The sequence below is a fragment of the Gluconacetobacter brunescens genome (assembly GCF_048695475.1).
GTDB lineage: Bacteria > Pseudomonadota > Alphaproteobacteria > Acetobacterales > Acetobacteraceae > Gluconacetobacter.
In genome coordinates this window covers 693,403-708,901 of record NZ_JBLHEN010000001.1, presented here as the reverse complement: position 1 = coordinate 708,901, position 15,499 = coordinate 693,403, and the positions used below count along the sequence as shown (strand labels likewise).

Genomic DNA, 15,499 nt, shown 5'->3' with positions numbered 1-15,499 from the left:
CAAGGCAGGCTGTCATGCATGGGGTGGACGGATCTGTCTCGTGAAATGAGAGGGACCTGATGGTCCTGCGACGTTGGAGCCAGGACGCGCGTCTTTCGCTGGCCCGCCTGCCGTCGCTGGCGGGGCTGGGGCGTGTTCCGGCAGCGCCGGTCCACGCCGTGCGCGACCTGTGGCCCGGCGACCCGACATCCGGGGCGCAACTGGCGCTTGGCAGCCTGACCCATGGCGGGGTGACCCGGCGGATCGGCCCCGGCCGGTGGGAAGATCCGTCCTATCCCGATTCGTTCCGGGCCTATCTGCATGGGTTCACCTGGCTGCGGGACCTGCGCGCCGTTGGCACCGATTCGGCGCGGCTTCAGGCCCGCGCGCTGGTCAATGACTGGCTGGCCCATCCGCCGACCGACCCGATGGTGCGTGACTGCGCCGTGACGGGCGCCCGGCTGGCCTCGTGGCTGGGGCATTACGATTTTTTCGCCGCGTCGGCCGACGACGGATTCCGCCATCGCCTGATGCAGCGCCTGCTGGCAGAGGGACGGACGATCGCGGCCCTGCTGCCGCCCGAGACGCATGACTGGCGGGCGCTGATCGCCTTCAAGGGCCTGCTGGCGGCGGCGATCGCGATGCCGGAGCATAGCGGCTTCCTCTCCCGCTTCATGCGCTATCTCGATGCCGAACTGGCGCGGCAGATCATGCAGGATGGCTGCCATATCCAGCGCAGCCCCGAAATCCAGTTCCTCGCCCAGCGTGAGCTGGCCGAGATGCGGGCGATGATTCAGGCGGCCCAGTTGCCGCTGCCTGATTCGCTGGCGCTGGCGCTCGACCGGATGAGCCCGGTGCTGCGGGCCCTGCGGCATGGGGATGGGGGGCTGGCGCTGTTCAACGGCAGCCATGTCGGCAATGTCGCGATGATCGAGATGGTCCTGGCGCAATCGACCCGGTCGCGGGTGGTGGCGACCGCCATGCCCGATGGGGGCTTTATCCGCCTGCAGGTCGGGCGTTCGCTGCTGCTGGTCGACGCGGCGGCGCCTCCGCCGGCTGGTTTCGACAGCCTGGCCCATGCGGGGACTTTGTCCTTCGAGTTTTCGGTGGCGCGGCAGCGTGTGATCGTCAATTGCGGCGCCGGGCAGACGCCGGAATGGCGGCGCGCGCTGCGTGAAAGCGCCGCGCATTCGCTGCTGGTGCTGGAAGGCCGGTCGTCCTCCGACATCGGGCCCGATGGCGGTATCCAGCGGCGCCCGCCGCATGTGACGGCGGAACAGATGGGCCAGGACGGCGCACACTGGCTGGATCTGTCGCATGATGGCTATCACGCGCCCTTCGGTGCCTCCTGGCGTCGCCGGCTCTATCTGGGAGACGGGGGCGAGGATCTGCGGGGCGAGGAAATCGTCGAGGGCGAACGGGCGCAGTCCTTCGACCTGCGTTTTCATCTTCATCCCGCCGTCGGGGCGGAATGGGATGCCGAAGGGCAGATCGTCATTTTGGATATTAACGGGCGGATCTGGAAATTCCGTGCCGACAGCGGGACGCTGGCGGTGGAGGAGAGCGTCTATTGCGGGGCGGGGAAGCCCGAACGGACGCGCCAGATCGTCATTCATGTACGGCCGGGCGATGACGTAACGGCTGAAGCGGCAGTCGAGGACGTGGAGCCTCCATCGGAGGAGGCGGCGGAGTCGCAGCCCGTCGAAGAGGCGGCGGCGGCGGACCAGGGCGGCGATCATGAGGCCGCCGGGTCCAAGGCGGCCATCCCGGAGGCTCATGCCCGCGCCGCGCGTCCGGGAAGCGAGGAGCGGACGCGCCAGATCGTTCGCTGGGGACTGATGCGGGTGGACGGTTAGATGATCTCTATCCGGCCGTTGTGACGAACGGGTCGACGTGTTTTGCCCGGTCGGCGCGCCCTGATCGTGCCCATGAATTTTCGCGATGACGTGGCATGGTGCTATGAGAGCCTGTGTGGAAATACGCGCTGGTGGCGTGTCGTCGGTGCATGTCCGGACAGGCTCTGCGCGGGTTGTGGCATGGAGACGAAGGGACGGGATGCCTTGCATGCGGATGGTCGGCACGGATAGCGTGTGAACGACGATGAAAATTCTTGAAGTGACCAACGTCGATTTTTCCCTTCGGCATTTTCTTCTTCCTCTGATGCGGGGTTTGCGGGCCGAAGGGCATGAGGTTGTCGGCGTCTGTGCTGACGGGCCTTTGCTTGCCGAGGTGCGTGACGAGGGGTTCCGTGTCGAGACGGTTCCGATGGCGCGGTCCTTTTCGCCACTGGCGCAGATCCAGGCATTGACGGCGCTGATGACCCTGATCCAGCGGGAGCAGCCGGACATCGTGCATGCGCACATGCCGATCAGTGGCCTGCTGGCACGGCTGGCGGCGAAGCTCAGCGGCGTTCGGTGCGTGGCCTATACGTGCCATGGCTTTCTGTTCAATCAGCCGGGATCAATGCCCCGGCGGGGCCTGTCGCTGGCGCTGGAATGGATGGCCGGCCGGATTACCGACCGGTATTTCACGGTTTCCACGCAGGAGGCCGAGGATGCGCAGCGCCTGCGTATCCATCCGGAGCCGCTCGCGCTGGGCAATGGCCGCGACCCGGCCAGCTTTCATCCCGATCCCGAAGCGCGGCAGCGGATTCGCGCCGAACTGGGTGTGTCGGCGAATGCGGTTGTGATCATCGCCGTTTCGCGGCTGGTGCGTCACAAGGGCTATCCGGAACTGCTGGAGGCCATGGAACAGGTGTCCGGAGCGGAACTCTGGGTGGTGGGGGAACGCCTGGCCTCGGATCACGGACCGTCGCTGGACGAGAATTTTGCACGCGCGGAGCGCGAACTCGGTGTGCGGCTGCGCCGGCTGGGCTATCGCAGGGATATTCCGGCCCTGCTGGCGGCGGCGGATATCTTTGTGCTGCCCAGCCACTTCGAGGGGCTGCCGATGTCGGTGATCGAAGCGATGCTGTGCGGCCTGCCCGTCGTCGCGACCGATATCAGTGGCCCGCGCGAGCAGGTGGTAAACGGCCGCACCGGACTGCTGGTGCCGCCCGGAGAAGTTGCACCGCTGGCCCGGTCGCTGCTGCGCCTGGTACGGGATACCGATCTTCGATACCGGATGGGTGAAGCCGGGCGGATACGCGCGCAGAACCGATATGATGAAGCGGCTGTTACCGCTAACGCCGTCGCGGCGCTGCTGGGCGAGACGGAGGATGAGGGAGAGGGGAAAGACACGATGCCGGGCCCTCAGAGCCTGACCTGAAATGCGGGCTGGCGGCGATCTGCTAAGGGTCGCCTCGACAGGTGGCGCGGACAGCGCGAGATTATCATGTGGTTTTCCGCGAGCGCCGTATGGACAGTCATGGTTTCGGTGTCTAACGTACTAATATTGACTTAAAAATTCGAGTGAAAAGCTGCCTCGTTCGGGTTCTGGTATCCTGAATGCAATCGGTATGGAGTATGTCCGGCGGATTTGTGGGCTCTCAAGAATATTCAGAGAGGGGCGAGTGTCATGCGGTTCCTGCGGGAAGTTGTTGCGCTGAAGCGCGATCGTCGGGGCGTGACCATGCTGGAATATGGGCTGATCGCGGCACTGGTCGCTATCGTGGCCATTACCGCGCTGACGACATTGGGTAAAAATCTGGGCAACACGTTCAACAGTGTGGCCAGCGAACTTCCGACCAGCGATTCATCAGGTGGAAATCAGTCCGATACCGGTAAAGTCGGCATCGATTAGTCATGTCCGAAATCCACTGGTGTGATCGATATTGTTCGTGAGGGTCAGCACCGTTGCCGGAATGGCCGGGTGGCCGCTGGGGGCAGCCTGTCTGGGCGGTGTGACGGTGCTTCTGGTCTGGGCTGCCCTTTATGATATCGCGACCCGCCGGGTCTCGGACCGTCTGGTTCTCTGTGTCGCCATGCTGGATTTTCTGCTCGCCTGCCTGGGCGATTATCCGTGGTGTGGGATCCTGTCCGGCCTGTGCCTCTTTGTATTGGGGGTGGCCTGCTGGTCGCGCGGGTGGATGGGCGGCGGAGACGCCAAATTGCTGGGGGCTGTTGGCCTTGCGCTCCGGCCCGGCCAGGTGCCGGTGCTGGTTCTGGATATCGCCTTGGCCGGCGGTGTGCTGGCCCTGGGCTATCTGCTGGGCCGGGCGGCCCTGCCGCTGTGCCCTGGCAGGGCCGCTCCTCGAAACGGGGTCCGGCGTATCTTGCGGATCGAGCGCTGGCGGCTGCATCGCGGATGCCCCCTGCCATATGTATGCGCCATAGCGGGAGGAAGCCTCATCGTTTTCCTGTAACCGGGGCATGTGATGTTTCGCTTTGTTTTCTTCGTTCTTATGGCAATCGGGTTGGGAGGATTTGGGACCGTGGCATGGATCGCGGCCCATCGGCCGGCCGTGAGACCGGAGGTGCGGCAAGCTGTCATGGTCAGGGTCCTGGTTGCGTCCCGGTCACTGGATGGAGGGCATTTGCTGAAGCCGGAGGATGTAACCGCGATCGACATCCCCCAGGGGCGGGAAAGCTCCGATATGACGGTCGATTCGGCCGAAGCGCGTGAGGCGCTGACGGGGGCCATGCTGCTTCATGCCGTTGGCGGGCGCATGATCCTGCGGTCGGGCGACCTGCTGCGTCCGGGCGACCGAGGGTTTCTCGCGGCTGCGCTGCATGGGGGGATGCGGGCCGTGACGGTCGGTGTCGATGCGATTACGGGCACTGCCGGGCTGATCTGGCCCGGTGATCATGTCGACCTGATCCTGACCCAGACCTTTCCGACCGAGCCGCAGGCCGAACGGCGCGTGGTGGCCGAGATCGTGCTGTCGAACGTGCGGGTGATCGCCATTGACCGTCGCCTGGTGCAGGGCAGCGATGCCGGCCGGGAACCCCAGGCGCGGACGGTGACACTGGAAGTGACCGCGATCCAGGCCGAACAGGTTTCGGTGGTGACCCGCATGGGGCGGCTGTCGCTGGCGGTGCGTTCGGCAACACCCGGAACCGAACCCGAGCCGGTGCCGCGCGCCGCCTGGGCCGGCGATGTTTCGCGGACAATGCGCGATGACGCGGTAGCGGCTTCGGCCGCCCGTTCGGTTCTGCTTTACGAGGGGGGAGCGGACGGGAAGGAGGTGCGGTTCTGATGGCGGGTAGCGGGAGAGCGGCGCGGCTTGTTATGGCGATCACCCTATGGGCCCTGCCGGTGGTGAATGTCCATGCGCAGGAATCCGGCGCGGGGGAACAGGCCGATGGGGAACGGGCCCTCAGCCTGGAGGCCGGCAGCGGGCATATGGAATATCTGCCCGAACCCGCCGCCCGGATCTTCGTCGTCGATCCCAGGGTCGTGCAGGTTCGGCCGGCCAGCGGCACGAGCATGGTTCTCTATGGTGTGGCGGCCGGTCGGACGACGGTGATGGCGAGCGATGCCGCGGGCCGGACGATCGCGCACTTTACCGTCGATGTGACGCCGTCGCGCTACGGAGCGTCGCAGGCCGAGGCCGAGATCGCGCGCCAGATGCCGGGTAGCCAGGTCCGGATCCAGGCCGATCTGCGCAATCTGGTGCTGACCGGCTCGGTCGAATCCCCCGAGGATGCGGCGAAGGCCGAGGAGATCGCAAAGGGGTTCCTGGCCGGTAACCAGGGGGTGACCAATCGGATCGCTATCCGCTCGGCCACGCAGGTCACGCTTGTCGTGCGGATTGCCGAGATGGACCGGAACGTGGTCCGCCAGCTGGGCATCGACTGGCAGGCGGTCGGCAATATGGGAAAGTTCGGCAGCTTTCCGGCGCTGACGCTGAACATGAATGCCAGCACGGCCGCCTGTGTCGCGACCCGCAATCCGTTCTGCCTGGGCAGCAACGTCAATGGCGTGGTCGATGCGCTGGCCCAGGACAATCTGGTGCGGTTGCTCGCCGAGCCGAACCTGACGGTCATGAGCGGGCAGAGCGCCAGTTTCCAGGTGGGTGGCCAATATCCCATTCCGCTGGCGCAGCAGGCCGGGGCGATCTCGGTTGCCTTCAAGAGCTATGGCGTCAGCCTGACCTTTCTGCCGACGGTCTTCAGTAATGGCCGGATCAATCTGCATGTGGTGCCGGAGGTGAGCCAGTTGAGCAACCAGAACAGCGTCTCGGTCACGACCTCGGGTTCTACCTCGGTCATTCCCGCCCTGACGGTCAGACGGGCGGAGACGACGGTGGAACTGGGCAGCGGCGAGACCTTCGCCATTGCCGGTCTGCTGGAGGATTCGCTGACGGATTCGACCAAGGCCATTCCCGGGGCCGGTGATATCCCGGTGCTGGGGGCGCTGTTCCGGTCGGGTAATTTCAATCGGCAGGAGACCGAACTGGTCATTCTGGTCACGCCTTATCTCGTCCGGCCGGTGGCCGATCGCGCCCGTATGACGGTGCCGACCGACATGGCGGGGGTGCCGGGCGAACTGGACCGCCTGCTGCTGCTGCGGCAGGCGATGCCGAGCCAGCCCGCCCGGCCCGTTGCCGTGCCGGGCAGTGCCGGGTTCTTTGTCGAATGACGGCGGTGGGCATGCGCCATGTCCGGTCGGGCGTGCTGTGTTGTCTTCTGGGCCTTCTGGTGGGCTGCTCCTCGCTGGAGCCTTATCGCAAGCCTTATGCCTGGCATCCCGCGGGGGCCAACCAGGCCAATCTGGCGGCGATGGTGGCCGATCCGCATGATCTGGCGCGTGGACAGTCCGGACAGGAGACGGATGCGCAGGCGCCGGTGCTGGCGATCGAGCGTGTGCGGGAGGACAAGCCGAAGCGACTGCCATCCACCAGCGGGATTTTCGGCGGCGCCATGGGATCGGGGTCGGGACTGGCGGCCGGTGTCAATGGTGGTTCGCCCGTATCCGCCTACGGATATTAACGATGACGGGGATGGACACGGCGAGCCGGCACGACAGACCGTTCCTGATGGGGTTTATCGGTGACGCCGCGACCGAGGCGCTCATTCGTGACGGGCTGGGGCCATTCGTCGGCTTTACCATCGATCTTCGCCGTGGTTCCGTCCGGACGGCCACGGCTGCTTTGCGTCGGCAGGCGACACCGAAGATACTGATCGTCGATATCGGGGATGAGAAGCAGCCGATCAGCGCCCTGCGCGAACTGGCCAATGTGGTCGAGCCGGATGTATCGGTGCTGCTGGTCGGTGCCCTCGACAGTGCGGATTTCTATCGCGAGGTCACGCGCGGGCTCGGCGTGCTGGAATATCTGCCGCGTCCACTGACGCGGGAAAAGATCGCGCGCGAATTCGGCCCGGTGCTGGTGGGGCAGATCCCCGAGCGCGACAATGGTGGCCGGTGCGTAACGGTGACCGGCGTGCGGGGAGGGGTGGGGGCTTCCACCATCGCGGCCAATCTGGCCTGGCTGTTCGGTGTGGCGATGCAGCGCCATACGGTGCTGCTGGATGCCGACCTGTATCGGGGCATGGCGGCCCTGTTGCTCGACGTGGCGGCGGGGGCCGGGTTGTGCCAGGCGCTGGAGATGCCGGAGCGGATCGACGTGCTGCTGGTCGAACGCGCGGTCGTTCGGGCGACCGAACGGCTGCATGTGCTGGCGGATCGGCTCGATTTCATGACCGAACTGAACTGCGCGCCGGCCGCGACGCGCGCCTTGCTGGGCGTATTGCGGCATCGATATAATTTCATCGTGGCGGATGTGCCGTTCGTGCCGAACGGGTTCAGCCGCGATCTGCTGATGGACGTGCATCAGCGCATTCTGGTTCTGGAGCCGACCCTGGCATCGGTGCGCGAGACGCTGCGCCTGCTGGAGGTTCCACCCGGCCCTTTGCAGAAACAGCGGCCGGTTCTGGTCCTGAACCGTATGGGCCGGCCCGGGACGCTGAACCGTCGGCAGGTGGAGGATGCCCTGAAAAGTCATGTCGACCTGATCATTCCCGATCTGCCGCGCCAGGTCGGGAATGCCGAAACATTGGGGGAGGCGGCGGCCGGCACGCGCGGCGTGTTTCGTAATGCGATGCTCGAACTGGCGCGGCAGGTCGATGCGGTGGGCATGCTGGATGTCGGGTCAGGATTGTCGGTGTTGCCGACAGCCGGGAGCGGGCGACGCTGGCTGTCGCTTGGTCGGCGATGACGGGGTTTCATCCTCCGGCCTTCGGCCGTCGCATGATCAAGGGGGCCCCGCTGTCCGCGCCCGACAAGGTGGCGCCGGCAGGGCAGTCCCAACACCCCGTGGCCAGGTCCGAACCCGCCGGTGCCGGCCTGCCGTTTGAGATTCTTGCTGATCTGCGTGCGATCTGTCTGGATCGGCTGGACCCCGCGGCTGTCGCCGCCATGGCGCCGGAGCGGCTGCGCGCGGATATGGAGCGGCTGATTTCCGAGATCGCCACCGAGCGGCGCATCCAGTTGAACAGTCGTGAGCAGAGGATCCTGGCTGAGGAACTCGTCTTTGACATGCTTGGGCTGGGGCCCCTGGAACCGTTGCTGGATGACGAGATGATCAGCGAGATCATGGTGAATGGGCCTGACAAGGTCTTCGTCGAGAGCAGAGGCAGGCTTGTCGCCTCGGCGGTGCGGTTTCGCGATACGGCCCATCTGGTGGCGATCTGCCAGCGGATTGCCTCCGCCGTCGGGCGGCGGATCGACGAAGCCAGCCCGATGGCCGACGCGCGGCTACAGGACGGTTCGCGCGTCAATATCGTCTTTCCGCCGCTGGCTCTCGATGGCCCTTATCTGACGATCCGGAAATTCGGGCGCCAGATCATCGATTTGGAGCGGCTGGTCGCTTTCGGGTCACTGACCGCGCCGGTTGCGCGCGTGTTGCGGATTGCCGCCCGGGCACGGCTGAACATCATCGTCTCCGGCGGCACGGGGGCAGGCAAGACGACATTGCTGAACGCCCTGTCGCGGCTGATCGATTCCGGCGAACGGGTGATCACCATCGAGGACGCGGCGGAGTTGCAGTTGCAGAAGCCGCATGTGGTGCGCCTGGAAACCCGGCCGGCGAACCTGGAGGGCGGTGGAGAGATCGCGCAGCGCGAACTGATGCGCAACGCGCTGCGCATGCGCCCCGACCGCATCATCATCGGGGAATGTCGGGGGCAGGAAGCCTTCGACATGCTCCAGGCGATGAATACCGGCCATGACGGCAGCATGTCGACGATACATGCCAATACCACCCGCGATGCGCTGACACGCATCGAGAACATGGTGCAGATGGGCAATATGGGTCTGCCCTCGCACGCGATCCGGACCCAGATCGTGGGCGCCATCGACCTGATCATCCAGGTGGAACGCCAGCGTGACGGCGGGCGGCGTATCGTCCAGGTGACCGAGATCTGCGGCATGGATGGCGATGTCATTACCCTGAACGATATCTTCCGCTCCGAGATTCTGGGTGAGGGGCCTGATGGACGCCTGATCGGGCGTTATACGGTCAGCCGCATGCCGCCTTCGTTCATGCGGCGGCTGGCCTGTTTCGGCCTGGAGCGCGAATGGCATGCGGCCCTTGAACAGGCTGCCGGCGAATGCTGAACGGCGCGATCTCACCGACGATGCTGCTGGGTCTGTTTGGCCTGTGGCTGGCGGCCGTGGCCGCGAGCGGACTGCTGGCCCTGCGGGCGCATGAACGCAGCCGTCGCCGGGATGCGCGGATGGCGGGGGTGGTGCGGCCTTATCGTCCGGAACCGGTGGTCGAACTGTCGGCATTCAAGCCGATGCGTCGGGTCCGGCGCCCGCTGGCCGAGCGTGCGATCGGGCTGTTGGGCGTCGACGTGGCGCGGGCGGAGCTTTACCCCCTGCCGTGGTGGATCGTGCCGATCGGGGCTTTTGTCGCGGTGGCTGTCCTGATGTTCATGATGAAAGATCTTGTCGGCGTTTATGCGATTCCGCTTACGGTTGCAGCCGGACTCTGTCTTTGCCGGGCCGGTTTCGGCTGGATGACGGAAAGGCGGCAAGAGCGGCAGCTTCGGCAGTTTCCCGACGTGTTGTCGACCATCGTGCGGTCGGTCAGTGTCGGTATTCCGGTGCTGGAGGCGATGCGGGGCGTGGCTCGGGAAGTGCCGGAACCGACTGGGCCGGAATTTTCCCGTATGCTGGAGCAGGTTTCCATCGGTGTTCCGCTGGAAGATGGGCTTCGCGACATGGCGGCCCGGTCGGGCCTGCCGGAATATCGGTTTTTCGCCACCGCGCTGGCGCTCCAGGCGCAGACTGGCGGTTCGCCGCGCGCCACGCTGGAGGGGCTGGCCGATGTGATCCGCAAGCGGCTGGCCCTGAAGGCGCGCGGCTATGCCCTGGCGTCGGAGGCACGGGCCAGCGCCGCCGTGCTGGCCGTATTGCCCGTGGTGCTGGGCGTGCTGCTGTGGCTGACGAACCGGGCTTATATCCGCCTGCTGTTCACCGACCCGGCGGGGCACGCGATTCTGGCGCTGGCCGTCGGGTCCCTGACGATGGGCATTCTGATGATGCGCGCGATCATCCGCCGGACCCTGGCATGACCGGGCTGGTGCCCGCGCTCGGGATAGCGACGATTGCGACGCTGCTGGCGGTGACGATGTTGGTGGGGGCAGCCATACGGCGGCAGCGCATCCGGCGACGATTGCGCGAATTGCGGGGACAGCCCTTGGGGCGCGCGGCAGATGGGGTCGCGGTCAGGGGGATGGGTACCTCGTCGCTCCGTCTGATTGCCGCCCTGGGCCACTGGATCGTCAGGCGGGGGCTTTTATCCACCGGCACGCTGGACGAACTGCGTGCCTCCCTGGCTGCGACCGGCGTGCGCGGTGCCGGTGCGGTCGGCCTGTTTATCGGGGTCAAGATCCTGCTGGCAACGCTGCTGCCTCTATCGGCGATCGTTCTCCTCTCCCGGCTGGGGAGCGACCTGTCGCCATTGCCGTATCGAGCCCTGATCGCCGCCGCCGCGATCGGTGGGCTGTTGCTGCCGGACTGGATCGTGCGGGCGCGGCGCAACCGCTATCTGCGACAGGTCGAACGCGGCCTGCCGGATGCGCTGGATGTGATGGTGATCTGTACCCAGGCGGGCATCGGGCTGGGGCCGGCGATCGTCCAGGTCGGCGTCGAACTGCAGGACGCCTGTCCCGCGATCGCTGGTGAGTTCGCCCAGACGGCCAGCGAATTGAGCGTGATTGCCGATACCAGGCAGGTGCTGGTCAATCTCGGCGCGCGCACCGGTGTCGATGGGCTGAGGCGGCTGACGGCGACGCTGTTGCAGACGCAGCAATATGGAACGCCGATTACCGATGCGTTGCGTGGACTGGCGGCCGAACTGCGGCAGGAGACACTGACGCGCTATGAGGCCGGGGCCGCGCGGCTGGCCGTTCTGCTGACGCTGCCGACATTGCTGTTCATCATGCCCTGCGTGTTCCTGATCGCCGGGGGGCCAGCCGGTATTCAGGTCATGCATATTCTTCATCACCATAACCCCTGATGCAGTGGACGGGATATCATTTGTGAAATCGGCCATGATTACGAAACGGGTGTTCGTCGTGCTGATGGCGGGGAGCCTGTCCGCCTGCGCTGGCAGCGGGGGCAGGGATCGTGCCGAGGGCGGGCGCCTGGACGTCGCGCGCGCGGCGCTGCGCGGTGGGGCGCCGCAGATCGCGCTGCGTGCCGCCACGGCCCGTCTGGCCGATGATCCGATGGATGCGGGGGCCGCTCTGATCCAGGGCGATGCATTGACGGCGCTTGGGCGGCTGGAACAGGCGGAATGGAGTTATCGGGCTGCCTTGCGTCGTCGCCCGGATCTGGCTGGCGCCCATATGGGGCTGGGACGGTGCCTGCTGGCGACCGATGCGGCGGAGGCCGAGCGGCAATTCCTGTCGGTGGTGGGGCGGGAGCCGGGCAATGCCGCCGCATGGAATGATCTTGGTGTCGCCCGGGATCTGCTGCGCCGCCATGACGATGCGCAGATGGCCTATCGTCGGGCATTGGCGGTCAATCCGCAGATGATCGGCGCGCAGGTCAATCTGGCCCTGTCGCTGGCGATGGGGGGTGACGCCGGCGCGGCCGAGCGCATGGTGCGTCCGTTTGCGGAAGATGCTGGCGCGAACGCCAAATTGCGTCACGATCTGGCGGCGGTGCTGGCGATGGGCGGCCAACGTGGCGAGGCCGCGCGCATTCTCTCCGCCGATCTGTCGCCGCAGCAGGTTGGCCAGGCCCTGTCGGCCTATATTGAGGCGCGCGATGGGGCGGGGGCGCCCCGGATTGCCGTGCCGTAGCCATGTCGGGCGCGACGGGCAGGGGCTGGTGGCGATCGCGGAGAGAGACCGACCGGCGCGGTGCGGTCGCGTTGCTTGTTGCCTTAGCCTTGCCGGTACTGATGGGGGTGCTGGGTCTTGGGATCGATGTCAGCTACTGGGCGATGACGCGCCTGGAATTGCAGCGTGTCGCGGATCTCGCGGCCGTGGCGGGGGTTGCGCGCTACGGGGCCAGCGGGCAGGTCTCCGATGCGCTGAATACGGCCGCGGCTGTTGCCGAGCTGAATGGCCTGCCGGCTGGCACGCAGGGTGGGGACGGAATCGTGACCCGGACCGACACGGCCGGGGCTTACAAGACCACGATCACCTTCGCCGCGCCCGCTACGCTCACGGTGACGATCGTGAAGGCGGCGCCGCGCCTGTTCAGTGCCTTGTTCCTGACCTCCGGCACCCAGCCGGTTTCGGCCCGCGCCGTGGCGCGGCTGACAGTGCGCACCCATGGCGCCGCCGCCTGCGTTCTCGCCCTTTCGGGCGTGGGTGAGACGGTTCTTGAGGATGGCGCCCGCCTGAGCATGCCGGGGTGCGACCTGCGCACCAACGGTGCCCTGGCGCTCGGTGCGGAGGCTGCGATCGATGTTGCCAACCTGGTTGCCGGCGGGACCATCGGGCCGGATGGCAATGATGTGTGTTCGGCGCTTACCTGCGTGCAGTATGCGGCGCAGATGGCTGATCCCTATGCGGATCTCTACGGAGGCCTGCTGGGCATGTCGTTGCATGCCGTGAGCCTGCCGAAGGGGCAGACGACGCTCTCGCCACCGCCCGTGGGAACGGCCTATGCGTGGCAACCGGGCGGCGGGGCCTATACGCTGATGCCGGGGATTTATTACATCAGCGGGGATTTCAGCGTGAACGCGGGCACGACGCTGACCGGGACGGGGGTGACGATCATCGCCAGCGGTAATGTCGCCATCGACGGCAATGCCTCGCTCCATCTCGCGGCACCGGCCACGGGGGCTGCGGCCGGATTGCTGTTTGCCTCGGCCGGCAGCCTGTTCCAGTTCACTGGTGGGACGGCTACCACTCTGACCGGCGCGATCTACGCGCCGCATGCCAGTATGATCATCGACGGCGACAATGGCGCGGCGGCCGATTGCCTCTATGCCGTTGCCGCATCCGTGATGTTCAAGGGCGGCGCCAGCTTTGCCGATGGCGACTGCCGGGCGGCGGGCATGAGGCCGATTTATGACCTGCCGGGTGTTGCGAGCCTGGTGGAATGATGGGCGCCCGCCAGGATGGCCTCGGCCGGGCCGGGGTGGCCGCACTGGAATTCGCGCTGGTGACGCCGTTCCTGCTGATGGTCCTGGCCGGGCTGGCGGATTTTCCGCTGGCATTCTGGGATCGGATGGCGCTGATCTCGGCGGTGGAGAGCGGGGCGAACTATGCCTTTGCCGTGGAGCAGAATGCCTCCGGCACGCATGACTCGCTCTTGCCCGGCGACGTGAGGAGCGCGGTGCTGGCCGCCGGTGGACTGTCGGGCATGATTGTCACGGTCGGTTCGGCCACGACGAACTGCATTCAGCCGGGAACGGTCAGTAACCTGATCGCGGTGCCGGCGGATGGTACCTGCCCGGACGGGACTTTGCCTGGAACCTACATGAGCATAGCGGCATCTTATCGCTATACGCCGTTCATGCCGTTTTACGCGATGGTGGCCCCGGCGACCCTGACCGACATGGCCACGGTCAGGCTGCAATGAGTCGCGGGCGTGATCTGGCACGCGACGGGCGCGCGGCGGCCGTGATCGAATTTGCCATCGTGGCCGGCATTTTTCTGATGATGCTGGTGGGCGCGATCGAAATGGGGCTGCAATGGTGGACGCGCGACTGCCTGCAAATGACGGCGGACCTGACGGCCCGTTGCGTTGCCGTGGGCGCGTGCAGCGACGATCCGCTGGGGTTTGCGACAACCGAGGCTGCCGGTTGGGCGTTGCCGGGGGCGGTATCGGCACTGTCGGTCGATGACAGCGCCACATCCTGCCATGGCATGGCCGTGTCGGGCGGGCGGTTCGTTATCGTCCGGATTCGGTCGGATTTATGGTCGGGTCTGCAGTTTCCGTTTTTCGCGTCGTCACTCTCGGTCTCGGCCTGCTATCTGCGGGTATCGTGAGGGACGGGAACGCCCTCCCGCCGGAGCGGCGGAAGGGACGCCCATCTGCCTGAGGGTCAGCGCGGCAGGAAGGTCCTGATCTTGCTGTTGACCTCTTCCGACCGTTCCATCTGCGGCATGTGGCCGGTGTCGGGCAGGATTTCGACCGTGATCGCGTCCGGCAGGTCCGCCGCGTGGCGCGATGGCAGGATTTCGTCGTCCTTGCCCCAGATGACCAGGGTGGGGGGCACGCTCTCCAGCACCGGGCGTAGATTGTCGGTCTGGCGGCCATCGGTGAAGTTTGCCGCCGCTACCTGGCGCAAGGCGTCCACCGCGCCGTCCAGACGCTTGTAGCGCAGAACGTCGTCCGCCATCTTGCGGCCGATCAGCCCCTTGTCATGGACCAGGTAGGACAGGACCGGGATCAGGGTCTTCTGGCGGTCGGCGGTGATGAAGCCGTCGATGAAGGCCATGTTGATGTCCGGCCCGAGGCCGGCCGGCGCGAGCAGGGCCAGCGAAGCCACGCGCGATGGGGCGTTTTTGACCGTGGCCAGAGCTACCCCGCCGCCCAGCGAATGGGCGACCAGATGGGCGCGTTCGATGCCTAGCGTGTCCAGCAGGTCCACGACCACCGAGGAGAAGAATTCCAGCGATCCGGGGCCGACATCCTTGCCCGAGCCGCCATGGCCGGGGAGGTCGAAGGCGATGACACGCCGGTCGGACGCCAGGGCGGCATGGTTGAACAGCCAGTTGCCGATATCGCCGCCGAAACCGTGGATCAGCACGATCGGGTCGCCATCGCCATGCCCGATGTCCAGAACGCGCAGCGAGCGCCCCTTGACGTCGATCACGCTCGGCTCGGGCGGGGTGTCCTCGGCGTCCTCGGCCGCGCCGGCGGAAAACTCGGCGTTGAAATGTGCGATGAAGGCGTCGATGTCAGCGTCGGAGGTGTCGGCGTCGGCCAGCACGCCGATCAGCGCGCCGACCGGCAGCATTTCGCCTTCCTGCGCCACCTGGCGGCGCAGCACGCCGGCTGCCGGGCTTTCATAGGCGTTGGTGATCTTGCTGGTTTCGATATCGGCCAGGTCGTCGCCGGCGCGGACGGTCGCGCCGGGGCGGACCATCCAGCCGGCCAGCTTGCCCTCGGTCATCGCCAGACCGAATTTGGGCATGGTGATGGGGGTGATGGAAGCGTTCAT

At 66.3% G+C, this 15,499-nt stretch carries 16 protein-coding genes; 15 read left to right on the top strand and 1 reads right to left on the bottom strand.

All coding sequences use genetic code 11. The annotated features are described in order from the left end of the window. Window positions 1-59: 59 nt before the first annotated feature. The 15 genes from ACMAUO_RS03120 (at window position 60) to ACMAUO_RS03050 (ending at window position 14,321) form a co-directional block, all read left to right on the top strand. On the top strand, window positions 60-1,835 hold the full coding sequence (locus tag ACMAUO_RS03120) for a heparinase II/III family protein (protein WP_420355526.1): 1,776 nt from the start codon (window positions 60-62) through the stop codon (window positions 1,833-1,835). Between the two features lie 244 nt (window positions 1,836-2,079). Next, window positions 2,080-3,246, top strand: coding sequence for a glycosyltransferase family 4 protein (locus ACMAUO_RS03115; protein ID WP_420355525.1), 1,167 nt, complete (start codon window positions 2,080-2,082; stop codon window positions 3,244-3,246). A 249-nt stretch (window positions 3,247-3,495) separates the two neighbouring features. Next, window positions 3,496-3,720 (top strand): Flp family type IVb pilin, encoded by a 225-nt coding sequence (locus ACMAUO_RS03110; protein WP_420355524.1) that lies wholly within the window; start codon window positions 3,496-3,498, stop codon window positions 3,718-3,720. A 37-nt stretch (window positions 3,721-3,757) separates the two neighbouring features. Continuing rightward, window positions 3,758-4,282: an A24 family peptidase gene (locus ACMAUO_RS03105; RefSeq protein WP_420355523.1), complete on the top strand. Its 525-nt coding sequence runs from the start codon at window positions 3,758-3,760 to the stop codon at window positions 4,280-4,282. Window positions 4,283-4,294: 12 nt separating this feature from the next. Further along, complete coding sequence (gene cpaB / locus ACMAUO_RS03100) at window positions 4,295-5,116, top strand: Flp pilus assembly protein CpaB (protein WP_420355522.1); 822 nt, start codon at window positions 4,295-4,297, stop codon at window positions 5,114-5,116. Between the two features lie 32 nt (window positions 5,117-5,148). Continuing rightward, window positions 5,149-6,501 carry a type II and III secretion system protein family protein gene (locus tag ACMAUO_RS03095; RefSeq protein ID WP_420355521.1) on the top strand — a complete coding sequence of 451 codons (1,353 nt, stop codon included), beginning with the start codon at window positions 5,149-5,151 and terminating at the stop codon, window positions 6,499-6,501. 11 nt (window positions 6,502-6,512) lie between these two features. Beyond that, window positions 6,513-6,851 carry a CpaD family pilus assembly lipoprotein gene (locus ACMAUO_RS03090; protein WP_420355520.1) on the top strand — a complete coding sequence of 113 codons (339 nt, stop codon included), beginning with the start codon at window positions 6,513-6,515 and terminating at the stop codon, window positions 6,849-6,851. A gap of 2 nt (window positions 6,852-6,853) precedes the next feature. Next, window positions 6,854-8,077 (top strand): CpaE/TadZ family protein, encoded by a 1,224-nt coding sequence (locus ACMAUO_RS03085; RefSeq protein WP_420355519.1) that lies wholly within the window; start codon window positions 6,854-6,856, stop codon window positions 8,075-8,077. 32 nt (window positions 8,078-8,109) lie between these two features. Further along, window positions 8,110-9,477 carry a TadA family conjugal transfer-associated ATPase gene (locus ACMAUO_RS03080; RefSeq protein ID WP_420355518.1) on the top strand — a complete coding sequence of 456 codons (1,368 nt, stop codon included), beginning with the start codon at window positions 8,110-8,112 and terminating at the stop codon, window positions 9,475-9,477. Next, the gene (locus tag ACMAUO_RS03075; protein ID WP_420355517.1) at window positions 9,471-10,439 is read left to right on the top strand and encodes a type II secretion system F family protein; all 969 of its coding nucleotides are present in this window, start codon (window positions 9,471-9,473) and stop codon (window positions 10,437-10,439) included. Before ACMAUO_RS03080 ends, ACMAUO_RS03075 begins: the two co-directional genes overlap by 7 nt. Next, window positions 10,436-11,386: a type II secretion system F family protein gene (locus ACMAUO_RS03070; protein WP_420355516.1), complete on the top strand. Its 951-nt coding sequence runs from the start codon at window positions 10,436-10,438 to the stop codon at window positions 11,384-11,386. The genes ACMAUO_RS03075 and ACMAUO_RS03070 overlap by 4 nt, the downstream gene beginning before the upstream one ends. A gap of 34 nt (window positions 11,387-11,420) precedes the next feature. Continuing rightward, window positions 11,421-12,176, top strand: a complete 756-nt coding sequence (locus tag ACMAUO_RS03065; protein ID WP_420355515.1) for a tetratricopeptide repeat protein — start codon at window positions 11,421-11,423, stop codon at window positions 12,174-12,176. 2 nt (window positions 12,177-12,178) lie between these two features. Continuing rightward, window positions 12,179-13,432, top strand: a complete 1,254-nt coding sequence (locus ACMAUO_RS03060; protein ID WP_420355514.1) for a pilus assembly protein TadG-related protein — start codon at window positions 12,179-12,181, stop codon at window positions 13,430-13,432. Continuing rightward, on the top strand, window positions 13,429-13,911 hold the full coding sequence (locus ACMAUO_RS03055) for a TadE/TadG family type IV pilus assembly protein (protein WP_420355513.1): 483 nt from the start codon (window positions 13,429-13,431) through the stop codon (window positions 13,909-13,911). Before ACMAUO_RS03060 ends, ACMAUO_RS03055 begins: the two co-directional genes overlap by 4 nt. Next, on the top strand, window positions 13,908-14,321 hold the full coding sequence (locus ACMAUO_RS03050) for a TadE/TadG family type IV pilus assembly protein (protein ID WP_420355512.1): 414 nt from the start codon (window positions 13,908-13,910) through the stop codon (window positions 14,319-14,321). Before ACMAUO_RS03055 ends, ACMAUO_RS03050 begins: the two co-directional genes overlap by 4 nt. 56 nt (window positions 14,322-14,377) lie before the next feature. Here the strand turns inward: ACMAUO_RS03050 and ACMAUO_RS03045 are convergent, their stop codons facing one another. Then, window positions 14,378-15,499 carry an acetoin dehydrogenase dihydrolipoyllysine-residue acetyltransferase subunit gene (locus ACMAUO_RS03045; protein ID WP_420355511.1) on the bottom strand — a complete coding sequence of 374 codons (1,122 nt, stop codon included), beginning with the start codon at window positions 15,497-15,499 and terminating at the stop codon, window positions 14,378-14,380.